The organism is Pirellulales bacterium, from assembly GCA_019694455.1.
Lineage (GTDB): Bacteria > Planctomycetota > Planctomycetia > Pirellulales > JAEUIK01 > JAIBBY01.
The window spans coordinates 153,584-171,888 of record JAIBBY010000003.1 but is presented as its reverse complement, the minus strand read 5'-3'; the positions used below and the strand labels follow the sequence as shown (position 1 = coordinate 171,888).

The 18,305-nt window shown below is 62.6% G+C and carries 13 protein-coding genes; 2 read left to right on the top strand and 11 right to left on the bottom strand.

Annotated features, from left to right (window positions below; translation table 11 throughout):
- Positions 1 to 22 precede the first annotated feature (22 nt).
- Positions 23 to 2,479 (bottom strand): phosphoketolase family protein, encoded by a 2,457-nt coding sequence (locus K1X71_02925; GenBank protein MBX7072076.1) that lies wholly within the window; start codon positions 2,477 to 2,479, stop codon positions 23 to 25.
- Positions 2,480 to 2,737: 258 nt separating this feature from the next.
- On the opposite strand from K1X71_02925, the gene K1X71_02920 reads away from it, so the two are divergent.
- On the top strand, positions 2,738 to 3,793 hold the full coding sequence (locus K1X71_02920) for a 3-isopropylmalate dehydrogenase (protein ID MBX7072075.1): 1,056 nt from the start codon (positions 2,738 to 2,740) through the stop codon (positions 3,791 to 3,793).
- A gap of 26 nt (positions 3,794 to 3,819) precedes the next feature.
- Here K1X71_02920 and K1X71_02915 read toward each other — a convergent pair whose 3' ends face one another.
- The 10 genes from K1X71_02915 to kdsA form a co-directional block, all read right to left on the bottom strand.
- On the bottom strand, positions 3,820 to 5,982 hold the full coding sequence (locus tag K1X71_02915; GenBank protein ID MBX7072074.1) for an amylo-alpha-1,6-glucosidase: 2,163 nt from the start codon (positions 5,980 to 5,982) through the stop codon (positions 3,820 to 3,822).
- Positions 5,921 to 7,015 carry a glycosyltransferase family 4 protein gene (locus tag K1X71_02910; protein ID MBX7072073.1) on the bottom strand — a complete coding sequence of 365 codons (1,095 nt, stop codon included), beginning with the start codon at positions 7,013 to 7,015 and terminating at the stop codon, positions 5,921 to 5,923. The genes K1X71_02915 and K1X71_02910 overlap by 62 nt, the downstream gene beginning before the upstream one ends.
- An 88-nt stretch (positions 7,016 to 7,103) precedes the next feature.
- Positions 7,104 to 10,466 (bottom strand): FtsX-like permease family protein, encoded by a 3,363-nt coding sequence (locus K1X71_02905; GenBank protein MBX7072072.1) that lies wholly within the window; start codon positions 10,464 to 10,466, stop codon positions 7,104 to 7,106.
- A gap of 34 nt (positions 10,467 to 10,500) precedes the next feature.
- Positions 10,501 to 11,349: a sugar phosphate isomerase/epimerase gene (locus tag K1X71_02900; protein MBX7072071.1), complete on the bottom strand. Its 849-nt coding sequence runs from the start codon at positions 11,347 to 11,349 to the stop codon at positions 10,501 to 10,503.
- A gap of 22 nt (positions 11,350 to 11,371) precedes the next feature.
- Positions 11,372 to 12,034: a hypothetical protein gene (locus K1X71_02895; GenBank protein ID MBX7072070.1), complete on the bottom strand. Its 663-nt coding sequence runs from the start codon at positions 12,032 to 12,034 to the stop codon at positions 11,372 to 11,374.
- Positions 12,031 to 12,945, bottom strand: coding sequence for a peptide chain release factor N(5)-glutamine methyltransferase (gene prmC / locus K1X71_02890; GenBank protein ID MBX7072069.1), 915 nt, complete (start codon positions 12,943 to 12,945; stop codon positions 12,031 to 12,033). The genes K1X71_02895 and prmC overlap by 4 nt, the downstream gene beginning before the upstream one ends.
- An 11-nt stretch (positions 12,946 to 12,956) precedes the next feature.
- On the bottom strand, positions 12,957 to 14,039 hold the full coding sequence (prfA, locus tag K1X71_02885) for a peptide chain release factor 1 (protein MBX7072068.1): 1,083 nt from the start codon (positions 14,037 to 14,039) through the stop codon (positions 12,957 to 12,959).
- A gap of 102 nt (positions 14,040 to 14,141) precedes the next feature.
- Entirely contained in the window at positions 14,142 to 14,393 is a 252-nt protein-coding gene (gene rpmE, locus K1X71_02880; protein ID MBX7072067.1) for a 50S ribosomal protein L31, read from the bottom strand.
- A gap of 191 nt (positions 14,394 to 14,584) precedes the next feature.
- Positions 14,585 to 16,294 (bottom strand): transglutaminase-like domain-containing protein, encoded by a 1,710-nt coding sequence (locus K1X71_02875; protein ID MBX7072066.1) that lies wholly within the window; start codon positions 16,292 to 16,294, stop codon positions 14,585 to 14,587.
- Positions 16,287 to 17,129: a 3-deoxy-8-phosphooctulonate synthase gene (gene kdsA, locus K1X71_02870; GenBank protein MBX7072065.1), complete on the bottom strand. Its 843-nt coding sequence runs from the start codon at positions 17,127 to 17,129 to the stop codon at positions 16,287 to 16,289. Before kdsA ends, K1X71_02875 begins: the two co-directional genes overlap by 8 nt.
- A 614-nt stretch (positions 17,130 to 17,743) precedes the next feature.
- Here kdsA and K1X71_02865 point away from each other — a divergent pair.
- Complete coding sequence (locus K1X71_02865) at positions 17,744 to 18,277, top strand: hypothetical protein (protein ID MBX7072064.1); 534 nt, start codon at positions 17,744 to 17,746, stop codon at positions 18,275 to 18,277.
- The last annotated feature ends 28 nt before the right edge of the window (positions 18,278 to 18,305 follow it).

The following is an 18,305-nucleotide window of genomic DNA, read 5'->3' as shown; positions in this document are numbered from 1 at the left end:
TCGTAACCGCTCTGCGCGATTGCTAGGCGTTCTGTTCTTTGGTCGACGCGCGGCGTGACGCCAAAGAAGCGCGGGCTCCCCACTTCCAGTCACGCACTTCCGGCAGGTCGTCGCCATAACGACAGATATATTCCTTGTGTTCAAGCAGCTTCTCGTGAATGGCTTGCTTGAGATAGGCGGCGCTCGAACCGAGTTGCGGCAACCGGTCGATCACGTCCTCAGCCAAATGGAATCGATCCAAGTGGTTCAGCACCGTCATGTCAAACGGAGTCGTTGTTGTCCCCTCTTCCTGGTAGCCACGCACGTGAAAGTTGTTGTGGTTGGCGCGTCGATAGGTAAGTCGATGGATCAGCCAAGGATATCCGTGAAAGGCGAAGATGACGGGCTTGTCCTTGGTGAACAAGGCATCGAAGTTGTAGTCCGACAGTCCGTGCGGATGCTGGCTGGACGGCTGTAGCTTCATGAGATCGACGATGTTGATTACTCGCACCTTCAGCCGCGGCAGGTGCTCTCGAATCAACTCGACCGCTGCCAGTGTTTCCAGAGTCGGCACGTCACCGCAACAAGCCATCACCACGTCCGGCTCGCTTCCCTTGTCGTTGGAGGCCCACTCCCAAATGCTTAGTCCCTCCGAGCAGTGCTTCACCGCCTGATTCATCGTCAACCACTGCGGCGCCGGCTGTTTTCCCGCCACGATCACATTGACGTAATCACGGCTGCGCAAGCAATGATCAGTCACCGATAGCAGGCAGTTGCCATCCGGCGGCAGATACACGCGAATGACCTCGGCTTTCTTGTTGACGACATGGTCGATAAAACCTGGGTCCTGGTGCGAGAAGCCATTGTGGTCCTGCCGCCAGACGTGTGAACTAAGAAAGTAATTGAACGACGCGATTGGGCGCCGCCAGGGTATGTCGTTGCACACCTTAAGCCACTTGGCGTGCTGGTTGAACATGGAGTCGACGATATGCACAAACGCCTCATAGCAGGAAAAGAATCCGTGCCGCCCCGTCAGCAGATAGCCTTCTAACCAACCTTGGCACTGATGTTCGCTCAGCACTTCCATCACTCGGCCATCCGGACTGAGTTTGTCGTCGTCCGGATAGATTTCTGCCATGTAGCAGCGGCTTGTAACTTCCAGCACATCCTGCCAGCGGTTGGAGTTGTTTTCATCAGGGCTGAACAAGCGGAAGTTCCGAGTATCCATGTTTAGCTTCATGACATCGCGCAGATACGCGCCCATGACCCGTGCCGACTCGGCCGTCGTCGCGCCCGGACTCGGCGCTGCAACCGCATAATCGCGGAAGTCGGGCAACTTCAGATCGCGTAAGAGCAGGCCGCCATTGGCATGCGGATTGTTGCTCATCCGACGGTGGCCCACGGGCGCCAAAGCGGCCAATTCGTCCCGGAACCGCCCGCGATCATCGAATAGCTCTTCGGGCTTATAGCTTTTCATCCACTGCTCAAGAATGCGGACATGCTCCGGCTTGTCCATGTCGCCCATCGGCACCTGGTGACTCCGCCAGTGGCCTTCGCACTGCTTGCCGTCGATCTCTCGCGGACACGTCCAGCCTTTGGGCGTGCGAAAGACGATCATCGGCCAGATGGGACGATTGACGACGCGCGCGGCGCGGGCGATCTTCTGGATACCTTTGATCTCGGCAACCGCTTGGTCTAGCGCGCCGGCAAGTTGCTGATGAACGTGGTGGGGATCGTCCCCTTCGACGAAGTATGGCTTGTAGCCCATGCCTTCAAAATACTTCTGCAATTCGCCCTGCGGGATGCGCGCCAGAAAGCACGGGTTGGCGATCTTGTAGCCGTTGAGGTGCAAGATCGGCAGCACGCAGCCGTCGCGAGCCGGGTTGAGAAACTTGTTGCCGTGCCAGCCGGTGGCCAGGGCGCCGGTCTCCGCCTCTCCGTCGCCGACGATGCAAGCCACGATCAGGTCCGGGTTGTCGAATACGGCGCCGAAAGCGTGGCTCAACGCGTATCCGAGCTCGCCGCCCTCATGGATGCTGCCGGGGGTTTCCGGCGCCACGTGACTCGGAATTCCACCGGGAAAGCTGAATTGTTTGAACAGTCTCCGCATGCCCTCGGCGTCCTGAGAAATGTTGGGATAGACCTCACTGTAGACGCCTTCCAGATATGCCTGCGCCACCAGCGACGGCCCGCCGTGGCCTGGGCCGATGATATAGATCATGTTCAAATCGTGACGATTGATGATCCGATTGAGATGCACGTAGAGCATGTTCAGCCCAGGCGTCGTACCCCAGTGGCCCAACAGCCGCGGCTTGATGTGCGCATGCTTGAGCGGCTCGCGGAGAAGCGGATTGTCCAGAAGGTAAATCTGGCCGACTGACAGATAATTGGACGCTCGCCAATAAGCGTCCATCTTCTTCAGCTCCTCGGCGGAAAGGGAATCTCTTGGCCCTGGGCTGGCGATGACATCGTGTTTAGCTTCGATGCTTGAGGGTGACATTCGCAATTCCTTTCAAAGTACGCCGGCGAGCGACGTGCCAGGATCATGGGATCAATCTCTCGCTTCGCTTGGCGCCGCCGCAGCGCGACGCATGATAGCACCCTTGGCGTCTGCCAACAGTCAAGCGCGCAAGCCCTTGGCGACTTGTTTGCCGTTAGAGCCATCCTTGTTCACCCACCCGGGCGCGGCTAAAATCGCGGTCTTTCTTACTCCCCGCAGCACTTAGCCGGAGTCGTCGTCTTGGCCGCAAAGCAAACCATGAAGATCGCCGTGATTGGTGGCGATGGCACCGGTCCCGAGGTTGCCCGCGAAGGGGTCAAAGTCCTCAAAGCGGTGGCCGCTAAAGAGGGCTTTCAGTACGAGCTGAAGGATTTTGATTTCGGCGGCGATCGCTACCTGCGCACGGGCGAAATCTTACCGGCCGGCGCTGTTGACGAGTTGCGCCAGTACGACGCCATTTATCTTGGCGCCATTGGCCATCCCGACGTTGCCCCCGGCATCCTGGAAAAGGGCCTGCTGCTCGAACTGCGCTTTCAGCTCGATCAATACATCAACCTGCGCCCGGTCAAACTGCTGCCCGGCGTCGACACGCCGCTCAAGGACAAGGGACCGGACGACATCGACTTTGTCGTGGTCCGCGAGAACACCGAAGACCTGTACTGCGGCGTCGGCGGCTTCCTCAAGAAGCACACTCCCGACGAAGTGGCCACGCAAACCGCCATCTACACCCGCAAGGGAGTCGAACGCTGCCTGCGCTGGGCCTTTGAATACACCCGCAAGCGCAACAATCCCAAAAAGATGCTCACTCTGGTCGCCAAGACCAACGTGCTCACCTTTGGTCACGACCTGTGGTGGCGTGCGTTTCAAGAAGTCGCCAAGGACTATCCCGACGTCAAGCCCGACTACAACCATGTCGACGCCTGCTGCATGTGGATGGTCAAGAACCCTGAATACTTCGACGTGATCGTCACCACCAACATGTTTGGCGACATCATCACCGACCTGGCGGGCATCCTGCAGGGAGGCATGGGGGTCGCCGCCGGCGGCAACATCAATCCCGAGCAGGGCGGCACCAGCATGTACGAGCCGATGGGGGGCTCGGCGCCCAAGTACACCGGCAAGAACGTCATCAACCCCATCGCCGCAATCAACGCCATGGCCATGCTGCTGGAGCACACCGGCCAACCGAAGGCGGCTGAGCGCGTTTACAAGGCGGTGAACGTGGTTACCGGCTCCAAGATGAAAAGCCAGGCCGCTGGCAAGATGGGGCACAGCACCACCGAGGTGGGCGATCTTGTTGTCGCGAATCTGTAGGGCCAGCGCGCTCAACCGGACTCGCGCTACTTGATCACCACGACTTCGACTTCGCCGGTGCGCCGCAACAGGCTTAGCCCCACATCGTGCGGGTGCCGTTCGAACAACAAATCGAGTTGCACGTCGCCGATCGTGAGATTGCGGATGGTGAGCACCGGGATCGACTCGGGAAGTCGCGGCCGCTGAATGCGCAGTTGCCGCCGCGGCGCGTCGATCGAAATGCCCAGACAAGCCTGCAAGATGAGAAACACCGCGCCGGCGGCCCAGGCCTGCGGCGCGCAGGCCACGGGGTAGAGCGTGGGTCCCTCGCCCGGCCGCTTGGGAAAGCCGCAGAATAGCTCTGGCATGCGTCGCAAATCGACGTAGGAACTGACGTCGAACAAGCCGGAGAGAATTTTGAGCGCCGCCTCCTGCTGGCCATAGAGCGACAGGCCATGCGCGATCAGCGCGTTGTCGTGCGGCCAGACCGATCCGTTGTGGTACGCCATGGGGTTGTAGCGCGACTGCCCCACCGCCACGGTGCGCACGCCCCAGCCAGAGAACATCGACTCGTCGAGCAGCGACTGCGCCAGCCGCGCGGCGCGGTGCGGAAAGGCGATGCCCGTGAACAGCGCGTGCCCGGCGTTGGAAGTTTTGACACGGCAAACCTGCTTGTTGCCATCGATGGCCAAGGCGTAAACGCCGAGATCGTCGAGCCAGTACCGTTCGTCGAAGCGCTCGCGCAGCGTCACGGCGCGCTGCCGCAAGTCGTCGCCGCGCGCCGTCTCGCCCAGCAGTTCGCTCAAGTCGGCGGCCGCCTGCCATGCGGCGTAGACATAGCCTTGCATTTCGCAAAGCGCCACCGGCGGGTTCGCCAATTGCCCATCGGCGTGAAACACCGAATCGACCGAATCCTTCCAACCCTGCGTCACCAGGCCCGTGTCGCTGCGGCGGGCGTAGTCAAAGAGTCCGTCGCCGTCGGAGTCGGCCCAGTCATCGATCCAGTCGAGCGCGCGGCCGATGTTGGGCCAGATCGATTGAATAAAGTCCAGGTCGGCGGTGCGGCGATAGTAAGCGCCGGCCAGCATGACGAACAACGGCGTGGAGTCGACGCTGCCGTAGTAGCGTCCAAATGGTATTTCGCCCAGCGCGGCCATCTCGCCACCACGCGTCTCGTGCAAGATCTTGCCCGGCTCGGCGTCGCGCTCGAGCGCCACTTCGGTGGCTTGGTTCGCCGCCAGATACCCCAGCACGCCATGCGCGAAACAGGGATTAATCCACAGATATTCCATGGCCGTGATGATGCCGTCGCGGCCGAACACGGTGCTGAACCACGGCACGCCAGCATAAGGGTAGGAGCCGTATGGCGTGTCGGTGGCCATCATGTGCAGGTCGGAGGCGGAGCGATTGAGCCAATCGTTGAATAGCTCGTTGCCAGTCACCACCCAAGCGTCAGCCGCGCGGTCCTGGTTGTTGCGCGCCGTGACGTGGGACAGCGCCGCGGCGAATGGGTCGCAGTGCGGCTTGCATCCCAGGTCACACACCACGCACAAGCAATACGTTTGCTCAGCGGCAGGGGCCAATTCCTCAACATAGAGCGCGCGGTTGGGCGCCAGCTCGCGCGGCGCGGGGTCGAAGGCGAGCGTGGTGCGGCGCGTCACGTCGTCAAGACCTCGGTAGCTCATCACCACGGTGTCGTGGTTGGCTTGCGACGTCAGCCGCTCGCCACGTCGTTCGCGCCGCGCGCCGCGCACCTCGAAGATGTCGGCGTAATCGGCCTCGAACGACAGCGCCAAGGCCAGCGTGACCGTGCGCACCGAGTAGTTGCGCACGCGAAACCGGGTATGGCACACCCCGCCCGTCAGGAACGTCGAGCGAAAGATGTGGATGGTGTCGCGCGGCAGCGCCACCTCTCCCTCAGATTCGATATCGGGGTTGGTCAGATCGACCGTGAGCAGCACGTTGTCTTCGCGCACCGTGGAGCTTAAGAGCAACGGCCGCCGGCCGTTCACCAACAGCGACAAGCGACTCAGAAAGCGCGTCCCCTCGTAGAACAGGCCCTCCTCGCCCATCCCCACGGGCTGAATATTGCCGAATTGATCGAAGACCGCGAAGGTGTCGGCGTGCTTCAGAACGCGCGAACCGCCATCACTCCGCGGCGCCGAAGCCAGGATGTAATACTGTTTGTCGACTTCGATCACGTCTTCCATCGTGGACGCGCGCCTCCAACTGCCTGTGGTAGAGGGTGAGGTAATCCGCGGCCATCCGCGCGACGCTAAAACGCCGCTCGAACGCCTTGCGGCATATCGCTCGATCCAACTCGTCGATGCGCTCGGCGGCGGCGACCAGATCGTCCAGATCGTCGCAAATGAAGCCCGATCGGCCGTCTTCGATCACCTCGCTCACCGATCCGCGCCGCAGCGCGACGACCGGCGTGCCACAGGCCATCGATTCCATCATCACCAATCCAAACGGCTCGGGCCAGTCGATCGGGAACAACAGCGCCCGCGCGCTGCCCAAAAACTCCCCCTTGTCGCGCTCGCCAATCTCACCGATGAACTCGACGTGCGGCAACCGAAACAGCGGCTTGATGACCGCCTCGAAGTATTCGCGGTCGGTCCGCTCGATCTTCGCCGCCACCCGCAGTTTTCGCCCCAGCCTTCCGGCGATGTCGATCGCGCGGTCGAGTCCTTTTTCAGGCGACACGCGCCCCAAAAAGGCGAAGTGTTCCCCGGCCGACGCGCGGTAGGGATAGGCGTCGACCGGCATGCCGTGATGCACCGTTCCCTGCCAGTTGAGCCACGGCAACGGCGCGCGCTGCGCGTCGGAGATCGACACCACCGGCATGTCGTCGAATTCTTCATAGAGCGGCGGCAGATCGGCCAAATCCAATCGACCGTGCAAGGTGGTCAAATTGGCTTCGCCGCTGCGCCGTGTCCACGGAAAGTGCAAATAGTCACAATGAAAATGGACGATGTCGAAGTCGTCGATGCGATCGAACACCTTTTCCATCATCAACATGTGATGCACCAGCGGGTCGACGCAGCATCGGTCGAGTCGCAACCCTTGATCGCTGCACGCGATCAATCGCGCCGAGGTGACCGAGTCGCCGCTGGCGAACAATGTGACGTCGTGCCCCAAGCGAACTAGTTCTTCGGTGAGCCAACTCACCACGCGTTCGGTGCCGCCATAAAGTCGGGGCGGCACGCTCTCATAGAGCGGGCTGACTTGCGCGATGCGCATGAAGATCGCCTCCGTGTGACCATCCGGTAGACATGCGCGGGCCGCCGCGCCTGTGGGAGCGTCGATAGCAACTGCAACAATCGTGCCGCTACTCGCCGCGCAGCGCCGGCGCTAGCGGCACGGCCAGCGCCGCCCGGATCGCCAGCACGCTGCTGGCAAGCGCCGAAAGCAGAATGAGCGCCAACATCACGGCGAGCCACCGCCAAGGAAGCGCCGCGCGATCGGCGGCCACATGCGGTCCAACGGCCACGCTGGCCGCAATCAGGCCAATCCCTAGGCCCGCGCACAACAGCGCCATCAGTTCCAGCACGACCAGCCAGCCGATCCGCCGGCGCCGCAAGCCGATTGCCCGCAGCAGGGCCAACTCGCGCCGCCGTTCAATCACGCTGCGCAGTTCGACCACCGCCAGGCCGAGCGTGCCCAGCAACAGACCCAGTCCGCCCAGGCTTTGAAACGTGGAGAGATACGTGTTCTGCACCGCGATGAAATTGGCCAGCCGATCCTGGCTGCGTTCGACATCCATTCCAAAGTCGCCCAGCACGCGCTCCAGCGCCGCCATCGCCCGCACGGCGTTAACCTGCGTGATGTCGATCAAGAAGAACCGGTAGCCGCTCGTTTCGGGAAACGCCCGCAGGAAGTGTCGCTCGCTCGTCAGTAAATCACCTTGCAACATGCTGTTCTTAAGTAGGCCCACCACCTTGCACTCGATCGGTAGGCCACCCGTTTGCGGCAACGCGAAGCGCGCCCCAATGCCAGATAGATGCAGACTGTACTGCGCGGTGGCGGCGTCGATCACTACCGGCAGGATGGCCTCGCCGCCGTCGCCGCTTTGGCCGTAGTCCTTCTGCAAGAGCAGCCATGGATTGGCGCGCTCCGCCTCGCTGGTCGCGGCGCTGGCCGCCCAATCGAAACCGCCGCGCTCGATGAATCGCGCCGGCAACCCCAACACCCTTGGCTGCTCGGCCTGATACAGATTCAAGCAACTCGCGTCGTCGCCATCTTGCACGCGCAGCGCGACGATATCGAGCGGTTTTAGGCCGCTGAAGCGTTCGTCGTCGTTCAGGTTTTCAAAGATCGGCCGATCGCTCTGTGCCGCCAGCACATAGCCCCCCGTGCCGCTGTCGCGTTGTGTGGGGTCTGCCGGCGCCGCCAGCCGAAACGCGCTGATGGCAACGATCAAAAAGCTGGCCGCCGCCACCAGCCCCATCGTGAGCAGGCTGCGGCTCGGGAATCGAGCGCTGTTGCGCGCCGCAAGTTGGGCCACGCCGGTCATCCCGGCCGACAGCACGCCGTGCGCGCGCGGCGCACGCAACCGCTGCGACGCAATGATCAATAGCGCCGCCATGACCAGCGCCCCCGCACCGACAAATCCGCCCGCCTGCGCTTCGGCAGTGAGTCTGGTGGAGAAAATCGATAGCGCGATGGCGCCCGCCAGCGCGGCCGCCGCGCAAATCATTGCCACAGGCGATGCCGCGCGACGTGTCACCGGCGCCTGCGCGTCGCCCGCCAGAAGCTGCCTGGGAGGCAATCGCAAAAACTGGCGCAGCGACCAGAGGATCGCCAGCCCGCAAGCAATCACGCTGCTGGCCAGACCTATGGCCAGGCTCGTGGGCGTGATGTAGAGCCGCACAAACGGCGTGCTCACCGCCGTAACCCACCAGGTGTTCAGCCCCCAGAGCATCAGCGCGGCGTAGGCTACTCCCAGCGCCAGGCCCGCCACGGCGCCGACGGCCGCAATCAGCAGTCCCTCCGCGCTCCACAACCGCCGCACCTGCGCGGCCGTGAGCCCCACTGCGGCCAGCAGTCCCATTTCTGACAACCGCGATTCGATTGTCAGTCGAAACAACAACACCACTAGCGCCAGCGCGGCGAGTATCAGAAAAAAGCTGAAGCCTAAGAACAAGTATTGAAACGATGTCGTTCCGGTCGCCGCCTCGATCCCCAATCGCTTGACCGGGCGAAACGCGAACCCCATTGCGGCGGGATCAATCGCAATCAGCCCGGCCACGTCCTCGACCGTCGCAGCGGCGCTTGGCGGAGGAATTCGCACCGAGGTTACCTCTCCAAACCGGCTCCCCCACAAACGCTGCCCGGTGGCGAGCGCCACAAACGCCTTGGGCGCCCCGCGGTGCTGATCCCAGTAGTCCTCGTCTTGTTTGCGCACGCGGCTTGCCTCGAACGGGAAGGGGGGATCCCAATCGGCGATCGAAGCCTCGTCGGTGATTCCCTTGACCGTTGGCGTGAAATCGGGATCGTCCGCCGCCCCTACCAGCTTCACGACAGCCGCCAGTCGCAAGGACTCGCTTGTCTCCTCAGTGCGCCCGTGCGTGCTCTCGGGCCGAAAGTAATCGAGCCGAATCATATCTCCCGGCTTCGCTTTGAGTTCCTCGGCCGCCCAGGTGTTGAGCACAATCTCGCCTGTGCCAATTTGCTGGAGCGCCTCGCCGCCTGTTGTCACTAGCGGGCCAAGTGGCGGAGTCGTTGACGGATCGAGCGCCGTCACTGTCGAGTACGGAATGGCTCGCTCCGCGAGCGCAATCGTATTCGCCAGATAGGTCAGCGCTGGTTGTGCGGCAGGATAGGCTCGCCGCGCCGCTGCCACCGCCGCCCGGTCGAGCAACATCTGTTCCGAGGTCAGATTGAAGTATCCACGCGTCGTCTTTTCAAGGCGCAGTCCATAGTCGGCGAGCCGTGGCGCGATCAAACGATCAAGCAGCGCATCGGCCTCGGCGGGGGGCGCGTCGTTGATCGAATCGCCGGCGACCAAGATCGCGTTCACCCGATTGGGTTGCTCGAGCGCGCGCTGAATGGTCGCCAGCGGGATGAACGCGGTGAGCGGCGTCGACTGGCTGACCCGCAGTCCAAATCGTCCCAAACCGCGCGCGGGAATGATCGCCGCCACCCTCAAGCGCCGCGTGCGAATGGTCTCGCTCTTGCGTCCCAGCGGGCTGTCGGCGGGGATGTTGGCCGCCAGCGGCAGCCGCAGCAGCACCTCGTCTTCCACCTTCGCCGATAGCGCCGCGGCCAATGGCGCGTTGAGCACGATCGCGTCGCCGCTGGGCCACTCGATCGCCGGCTCGTCTCCCAGCTTCCAGAAACCCGCGTTGGCGCCGACCACATTCACCCCAGTTGCCCGGCGCACGTCGCCCGGCGTCTCGAGTGTCGCTTCCAGCAGCACGGCGGGCAGCGCCGTTTTGAAGTGGCGCTGAAACTCGGTCTTTGCCGCCAATTTGGCGACCAGTTCCGTGCGAAAGAAGTGATTGGCCACCAGCACGTCGTCAATGCGGCCCAGCCGATCGACGACCAGATGCCGTAGGCTGCCGCGGACCGAATCGCCCACCAGCAAGGCGCCCGTCAGCACGGCCGTCGCTACCATCACCCCCAGCGCCACCGCCGCGCTCGCGCGCCAGTGATGCCGCAAACTATCGGCGACCAGCTTCCAAAACGACATAGCGGCGGCGATCCGCGAGAGACGTGACGAGAGATTAGCCGCGCGCGGACCACTCGCGCTTCATAAAAGCCAAACCGTCCTTGGCCAGTTGGTCTTCGCTCTCGTACATGCGACGCCAAATCTTGGTCGCCGCCGAGAGCGCCGGCAGCGCTAGGCCAAACGCCTCGATCATCAACCAACCGTCGTAGCCGCTCTTCTTGAGCGCGTCGAACGTAGTTTTCCAATCCACCTGTCCGCTGCCGGGCGTGCTGCGATCGTTCTCCGAAATATGCACGTGCGCGGTCAACGGGGCCGCGTCGGCGATCGCCCGCGCCGGGTCTTTCTCCTCGATGTGCGCGTGGAACGTGTCATACATCATGCGGCAAGCAGGGTGGTTCACCTCGGTGACAAAGCGAATTGTGTCTTTCGCCGAGTTGAGCAAGTAGCATTCAAACCGGTTCAGGTACTCCACGGCCAAAGTCACATGGCACTTGGCGGCGTGCTCGGCCACCTGCCGCATGCTGTCGACCGCGTGCGACCACTCGGTTGGAGTCGGCCCGGCGCCGCTGAAATGGCCCAGCGCCGAGTGATAGGGGCCGCAGATCAGCCGAATGCCAGCCGCCTGACAACAATCGACTGCTTGCTTGTTGTTGGCCACGCCGAGCGCGCGCACATTACTGTCGGCGCTGGCCGGATTGTCGTCGACGGTGCGCACCGTGACGGCGGTTCGCTCCAACCCCAGGTCGTCGAGGCGCTTGCCCCATCGGGAATACAGGTCGACATCCAAGTTGAACAGCGGCAACTCCACACCGTCATAGCCCATCGCCTTCAGTCGCTCCAGCACCGGCAAATGCTCGTCGGCTAGTTGGTCGGTCCACAAGAGCAGGTTCATGCCGTATTTCATGGTCAGACGTTCCTTGGTGTGGTCACTCGTTTCGGCCGCCGGGGCACAACAGCAGTTCGTCGCGCGATTGTGTCACCCAGTCGCGCGCGGTGGGCAGCGCTTGGCGAAACTCGATCGGTAGTTGCGGCAGCCCCACGCGCCGCATCACTTGATTGAGCCGCACGCACAGTTTGGCATCGTCCAGATAGTCGGACAAGAACCGCTCCCGGCAAAACAGCGGAATCAGCTCAGCCAGCCGATCAGTCGGCCGGGCCGAAATGGCGTTCACCACGTCTTGCACCACCATCGGATCGATCGCGCCCGCCGCTTCGTAATAGCGCGATAGCGCCGCCGGTTCCTCGGCGATCAACACGGCGTCGAGCAAAATCTCGATCAGAATATGTCCCAAAAAACTGGGGCGGAAGTCGTCGGCCGGGCTCAACACATCGCGCACCAACGCCGTCAATCGCCACTGCAACTGGTGAAACGCCTCGGTCTCATGGAACCAAGTGTCGTCGTCATGATGCCGCACAATGCCCCGCGCCACGGCAGCGATGCGGGTGTCTGTGTGTTCCAACAATGGCAGCGCGCGCTTGCGCCGCGCGCGAACTCGCCGATCGACCACGTTCAACCAGTCGGGCACCGCTGTCCCCGCCAGCATGTAGGGCTGGTCAACAAAGCCAACGCCATGCGCAAAGTAGTTCAATCGGCCGCCACCGCGCTTGGTTCGTCCGTGTTCGATCGACGTCGAGCCTGTGCCACGCGCGCCAGCCCGGCCAGATCCTTGCTGATGGTCGCTGGCTCAAAACGTCCGTCGCTGGCGATCAGATCCGTCACCGTCGTGGCCAGTTGCGGGCTGATCTCCATCAAGAGCCAGCCCCCCGGCCGCAGTCGGGCGGCGGCCTCGGGAATCAGCCGCTCCATGATCTCGGTTCCGCGCGGGCCCGCCTCCAGCGCTAGTCGAGGCTCATGCTTCGCCACATCAACGGCGAGCGTGGCCATCTCGGCGGTGGTAATGTAAGGCGGATTGCTGACCACAAAGTCGAACCGTTGTTCGTCCGGCAAACCGCCGAGTAAGTCGCCTTCAATAAACGCGATTCGCTCGGTCATACCATGGTCGGTGGCGTTGGCGCGGGCCACCGCCAGCGCGGCGGGGCTGATATCGACCGCCGTCACGCGCGCGCGCGGCAACTCTTTTGCGGCGCAGATGGCCAAAATGCCGCTGCCAGCGCCGACATCGACAATCTCCACCGGCGCCTCAACTTCGCGCTTGCGCGCCAAATCGAGCAGGCGAATCAACAAAAACTCTGTCTCCGGGCGTGGAATCAGCACGTCGCCGGTCACGCGAAACGACAGTGAATAAAACTCGCGGCGCCCCAGCAGATAGGCGACAGGCGCCCCCTCGGCCCGCCGCCGCACCAACTCGCGAAACGCGGTTCGCACCGCGTCGGGCGGCGTCTCTTCAAACGAGGTGTACAGCTCGATCCGCTTGCGACCGCACGCCTCGGCCAACAGCAACTCGGCGTCGAGTCGAGGCGAATCGGCCCCGCGCTCCTTGAGATACTTGGTGGTCCACGCAAGCAGCCGACCGATCGTCCATTCTTCGGTCTGTGGCATGGCCTCTCCGATCAGTCGATCGCCCCCATGTCGCCACGGAGTTGCTGCCGATCGTAGTCCAATAGCGCGTCGACCAGTGGCTGTGGGTTGCCCGCGATCACGTTGTCGAGTTTATACAGCGTGAGATTGATGCGATGGTCGGTGACGCGATTTTCAGGAAAGTTGTACGTGCGGATTCGCTGGCTGCGATCGCCCGAGCCGATCATGCTCTTGCGCTGGTCGGCGCGCTTTTGCGCTTCTTTCTGGCGCATGTGCTCGTACAGCCGTGACTTGAGCACGCGCAGCGCCTTGGCCCGGTTCTTGTGCTGGCTCTTTTCATCCTGGCATTGCACCACGATGCCCGTTTCGAGGTGCAACAGGCGAATCGCCGAGGCTGTTTTGTTGACGTGCTGGCCCCCCGGCCCGCTCGCGCAAAACACATCCTCGCGATAGTCCTCTCGCTTGAGGTCGACCTCCACGTCTTCTGGCTCGGGCAGCACCGCCACGGTGGCCGCCGACGTGTGAATGCGTCCCTTGGCCTCCGTCTCCGGCACGCGCTGCACGCGGTGGCCGCCGCTTTCGTACTGCAACTCGCGAAAGACTCCTTCGCCCTCCATGCCGAGGATGATTTCCTTGAAGCCGCCCAGTTCGGTGGGATTGAGGTCGAGCACCTCCACCTTCCAGCCCTTGGCCTCGGCGTAGTGCTTGTACATGTCGTACAGATCGCGCGCGAACAGCGCCGCCTCGTCGCCCCCCGTGCCGGCGCGGATCTCCACCACGCAGCGCGTGCGGTTGGCGTCCTCGCCGCCAATGGTCATGTCGAGCAGCTCGTTCCAGAGCGTCTCGCGCTCTTCGCGCAGCTCTGGCAATTCCATCTCGGCCAGCTCGCGCGTCTCGGCGTCGCCTTCGGCGATCATCTCGTTCGCTTCGGCGATCTGCTGATTGAGCGATTTGAAGCGGCGGTACTTGGTGGCCAGCTTGGCTAGCGAGCCATGTTCGCGCGCGATGCCCGCCAGCTTGGAGCCATCGGCCAAGACCGCCGGATCGACGAGTTGCTTTTCCAATAGCTCGAAGCGCGCGAGCTTGGTTTCGAGATCTTCTCTAAGCGAGGACATTCACCCGCTCCGGTCGGGCAGGCCGATCGAAAGGCGACAAGAGGCCGAATAGGGAGCGCGGCATCCGTTGCCGCGCGGCAAAACAGCGGGGGGATGCCGCGGCTACGATTCGGCCTTGGCGGACTTCTTCTTGGCCCGCGCCACGCTGGCGTATTCCTTGCCCGCGAACTTGTTCTGAAACTTCTCGATACGTCCGGCGGCGTCGACAAACTTCAACTTGCCGGTGAAGAACGGGTGGCAGGCATTGCAAATATCGACCGCCAGCTCCGGCACCGTGCTGCGGGTGATGAAGGTGTTGCCGCAGCCGCAGCGCACCTTGGTGTCCATGTATTTGGGGTGAATGCCTTCCTTCATGACTCGTCTCTGCTGGTTGGTGGCTACGCTGGGGCTGGTTGGGGGCTACTCTCGGCTGCTGGTGGCGCCGCGACCGCTTTGGCCAACGGTCGGCGTCTTGCGACGCAATGTGTGGTGATTTTGGGGATTAAGGATTATAGGAATGGCCGCAAACCCCAACAAGGCCCGTCTTAAGAGGGCATTGCGGCGAATTATTCCGGAGCAGCGGCAGGGATTGCATCATCCACCGGTGGCCCCTCAGTCGCGGTATCTTCTGCCCCTTCTGGCGACTCGGGCGCCGCGGTCGGTTCCGCGGGCTTTTCGTCCGTCGCTTCCGCCTTTGCGGCCCCGCCTCTCAGCCGATCGGCGCGTAGCAGATTGCCCATTTGCTGCGCGTCGTCGCCGGCGGCCTCGAAGGCGGCAGCCGCCTCGGCGGGTTTTTCCAATGCCTCCAACGACCGGCCCAGATTGTAGCGCGCCCCTGCGCTCCAGCGGCCGCCACGCGGTTGCTCGTCGAGCGTCCGTTTTTGAAAGTGGTCGGCCGCGGTCTCGAAGCGACCGCGCTCGTACGCCACCAGCCCGAGCCAAAAACTGGCGTCTTCCTTGGCGCGCTGCAACACCAATCGCTGCGCGTCGTTCAGGCCGGCGGCAATGATCTCGGAGTCGGCTAGTCGCGCTTGTTGATAAAACTTGTTGGCGCTGTCTTCCTCTTCTTCCGCCGCCAGTCGACCTTTGAGATGCAGCACTCGGCCTCGCTGCAGAGACGCCGCCACCGGCCGTAGGGCCGGCGGCAGCACATCGATGCGGTACGGCAAGAACTCGCGGGCGAACGCCTCGGCCGCTTCGGGGCTGCCGCGCTGAACCAAGCGTTCGAACGGCACGCCCCATAGCCGCGCATCGCCAATATGCCCGCAAGATTGAATCCGCTCGGCCACTTCGCTGGGGCGCGTGGTCAGCACCACCTTTCGATCGCCCGTCAGCTTTGTCTCCAGCACCTTCATCCGCCGCGACAAGTAACCGGGCGAGGCGTCGACCAGCGCGATCAAGGTTGACACGTCGGCTGCGGTGACCGGATAGGGATGCTCAGCGTCCAGATCGAACCGCCGCAAGATCGAATCGTCGGCCGCCACCTCCTCCAATGTCGCCACAGTTCCATCGGCCTTGTCAATCGGCAGGCCCAGGCCAGGATCGAACAAGTAGAGCTTTTTGTCGATCGCCACCCCCACCGCCCAAGGACGCGCCGGCTGTCCCTCCACCCCCGGGATCGCCAGCACCGCGGCGTCGAGCCCTTGCTGCCGACACAGCAGCACAAACAGCCACGCGCGATCCATAATGTCGCCGCGGCCGAAGAACAGCGTTTCGTACGGCAGATGGTTCGATCGCACGGCCTGGCCAGCGGCGTCGCTCCCCAGTTCGCCCGCCGTGGCGAGCGGCACGTTGCGGATCGTCCAATCGAACAAGAGCGTGGCACGCTCCAAGTCGTCGGTCACTCCGTGAATGGCCAGGCGCGACACGTCCTGCAGCGCCACCGTCTCTTGCAGATGAAACGCGTCAAGCCGGGTCAGCCGCGCGTCTTCCAGCAAGGTCATCAGTTGCATCTGACGCACCGTCTCCGGTAGCGCCGCCAGCATCGGATCGGGCCGCCAATCGACCGCGCGCTTCCAATCGACCGATTGATTGAGTTGCTCGATCACGCGTTCCAGCATTTGTTGCGGCTGGAACTCGTCGAGCTGATGCAAGTTGTCGACGGCGTTCTCGAAGATCTCTTGCTTCCAGGTCGAATCGCTCGCCAGCGGATTGACCGATCCAGCCGCCGGCGCGGTGGGAGGCGAGCTATCGCCGCACCCGATTGTTCCCAGCAACAGCGCCAGCCCCATCAGACCCAGAGGTTTTCGTCGCCAACTTCGCGCCAAATCAAGCACCAAAACTCTCCACCGCGCGACGCAGCGCGACGATCCGCTCCAGCAGCGGGCCGAAGGCGTCGAGCGGAACCATGTTGGGACCGTCGCTCGGCGAACGGTCGGGATCAGGATGCGTCTCAAAAAACAGTCCGTCGGCGCCAATTACGGTCGCCGCGCGGGCCAATGGCTCAACCATCGCGCGATTGCCCCCCGTCGAACCACCAAGCCCCCCTGGTTCTTGTACGCTGTGAGTGGCGTCGAAGATCACGGGCACGCCCAGACTTTGCATCTGCGGGATCGCCCGCATGTCGTTCACCAGTCGGCCATAGCCAAAGAACGTCCCCCGTTCGCAGAGCAAGACATTCTTACAGCCGGCTTGTTCCAGTTTGGCCACGACGTGCTTCATATCCCAGGGGGCCAAAAACTGCGCCTTTTTCACGTTGACCGCTTTACCGGTTCGCGCCGCTGCCACCAACAGGTCGGTTTGACGACATAAAAACGCCGGAATCTGCAACAAATCGCACACCTCGGCCGCCGGCGCCGCCTGTTGCGACTCGTGGATGTCGGTGGTGACCGGCAGCCCGGTCGCGTCCCGAACCTCGGCCAAAATCCGCAGTCCTTCGTCCAGTCCGAGCCCGCGATACGACGCCTTGCTAGTGCGGTTTGCCTTGTCGAACGAGGCCTTGAAGACCAATTGCAGCGGCAACCGAGCGGTCAACGTCTTCAATCGCTCGGCAATCGTGAGCGACAAGTCCTTGCTTTCCAGCACGCAAGGACCGGCGATCAGCAACAGCGGCTGGCCGCCGCCGCATCGATACGAACCGACTTGAGCAACGGCGTTTGGCACTGTTTTCATCCCTGATCTTGAGGCCTGTTCGATACTTACAACGCAAAGATTGCCCAATTGCAATATTCTGGAATCGCATCCTGGGTAGTGATTTTGCGTGCCGCAGCAGCCTAGCCGCGCTGGCGGCGAGGGGAAAGCAAGGCAGAGCGGCTTTCCTCAATTCAAACTACTATCCAAACCCCCAAATTCACGCAACCGACAGTAATCACTGCATTCGCGTCTCACTTTGAGAGCTTGGCGGACCCGACGTGCCACTTTTGAGCGGGCGTTCAAAGATAGCGCGCTTAAGAACAGTTCAGTTGTTGCAAAGCGCCACGCACCTGCGAGGGGGGCTCTGCTAGCAGCTTGCGAATCTGGAGATTTGGCGATTTTACGAAAATCGTTGACAGTCAGCGACTTGGGAGCGAGTCAAAGCACGGTTTTCAAATTGAGACTCCACTTGGGCACGCCGGATGCTTTATCAACGCACACACTTGCTAATCGCGGGAGTGACAACCTGACTGGCCCGTGGGGCCTCTGACGACAACTGGCGCGATGGTTAACTGCCCCTGGCCATCCGTCCGAAGCCAATGCGGAAGTGGCACGTCAGAGGCCCCCGTTTTTTTGCGCTCGTCGCCGAGCGCTTGCCAGTCCTCAACCTCGACCAACTCGCGCGCTACAAGGCGCTGGCAGGCGGCTCGGCCAACCTGGTCGTTGAAAGCGCCTATTCCTACGATACGGCGCATCGGCTGACCGGCATGGTCAACACGCCGGCCGCCGGCAACGGTTCGGCGAGCTACGTGCCCGGCGCGCAGAATCGTCTCGACTCGGATGGCACGCACACCTACGCCTACGACAACCAGGGAAGGTTGACCGAGAAGCGGGTCACCGCCACGGGGGTGGTCGTCGAGAGGTACAATTGGGACCAGCGTGATCGGTTCGACGCTCTTGCGATCGAGTTTCGACAATTGACCCTCGACGTAGGTCGTCAAGTGCCCACGCGTGTCCGAACGACCAGAGCAATCGCCGTACTCCCCGAGGTACTTGAACAATTTCGGTTTCAAACGACGTATCGAGGCGGCGTCCATGCCGGGTTTTCCTGGGTGGGGTCAAGAAGTTCGTACTCCAACCGAACACCAGTCTCGCCGATCACGCCGCCTCCACCAACACCAACTTAGCGCTGTAGTACTAGTTCCGCTCGGAGCG

Coding starts and splice junctions, on each gene's coding strand:
- K1X71_02925 (MBX7072076.1), bottom strand. CDS start 2,479: ATGTCACCCTCAAGCATCGAAGCTAAACACGATGTCATCGCCAGCCCA.
- K1X71_02920 (MBX7072075.1), top strand. CDS start 2,738: ATGAAGATCGCCGTGATTGGTGGCGATGGCACCGGTCCCGAGGTTGCC.
- K1X71_02915 (MBX7072074.1), bottom strand. CDS start 5,982: ATGGAAGACGTGATCGAAGTCGACAAACAGTATTACATCCTGGCTTCG.
- K1X71_02910 (MBX7072073.1), bottom strand. CDS start 7,015: ATGCGCATCGCGCAAGTCAGCCCGCTCTATGAGAGCGTGCCGCCCCGA.
- K1X71_02905 (MBX7072072.1), bottom strand. CDS start 10,466: ATGTCGTTTTGGAAGCTGGTCGCCGATAGTTTGCGGCATCACTGGCGC.
- K1X71_02900 (MBX7072071.1), bottom strand. CDS start 11,349: ATGAAATACGGCATGAACCTGCTCTTGTGGACCGACCAACTAGCCGAC.
- prmC (MBX7072069.1), bottom strand. CDS start 12,945: ATGCCACAGACCGAAGAATGGACGATCGGTCGGCTGCTTGCGTGGACC.
- prfA (MBX7072068.1), bottom strand. CDS start 14,039: ATGTCCTCGCTTAGAGAAGATCTCGAAACCAAGCTCGCGCGCTTCGAG.
- rpmE (MBX7072067.1), bottom strand. CDS start 14,393: ATGAAGGAAGGCATTCACCCCAAATACATGGACACCAAGGTGCGCTGC.
- kdsA (MBX7072065.1), bottom strand. CDS start 17,129: ATGAAAACAGTGCCAAACGCCGTTGCTCAAGTCGGTTCGTATCGATGC.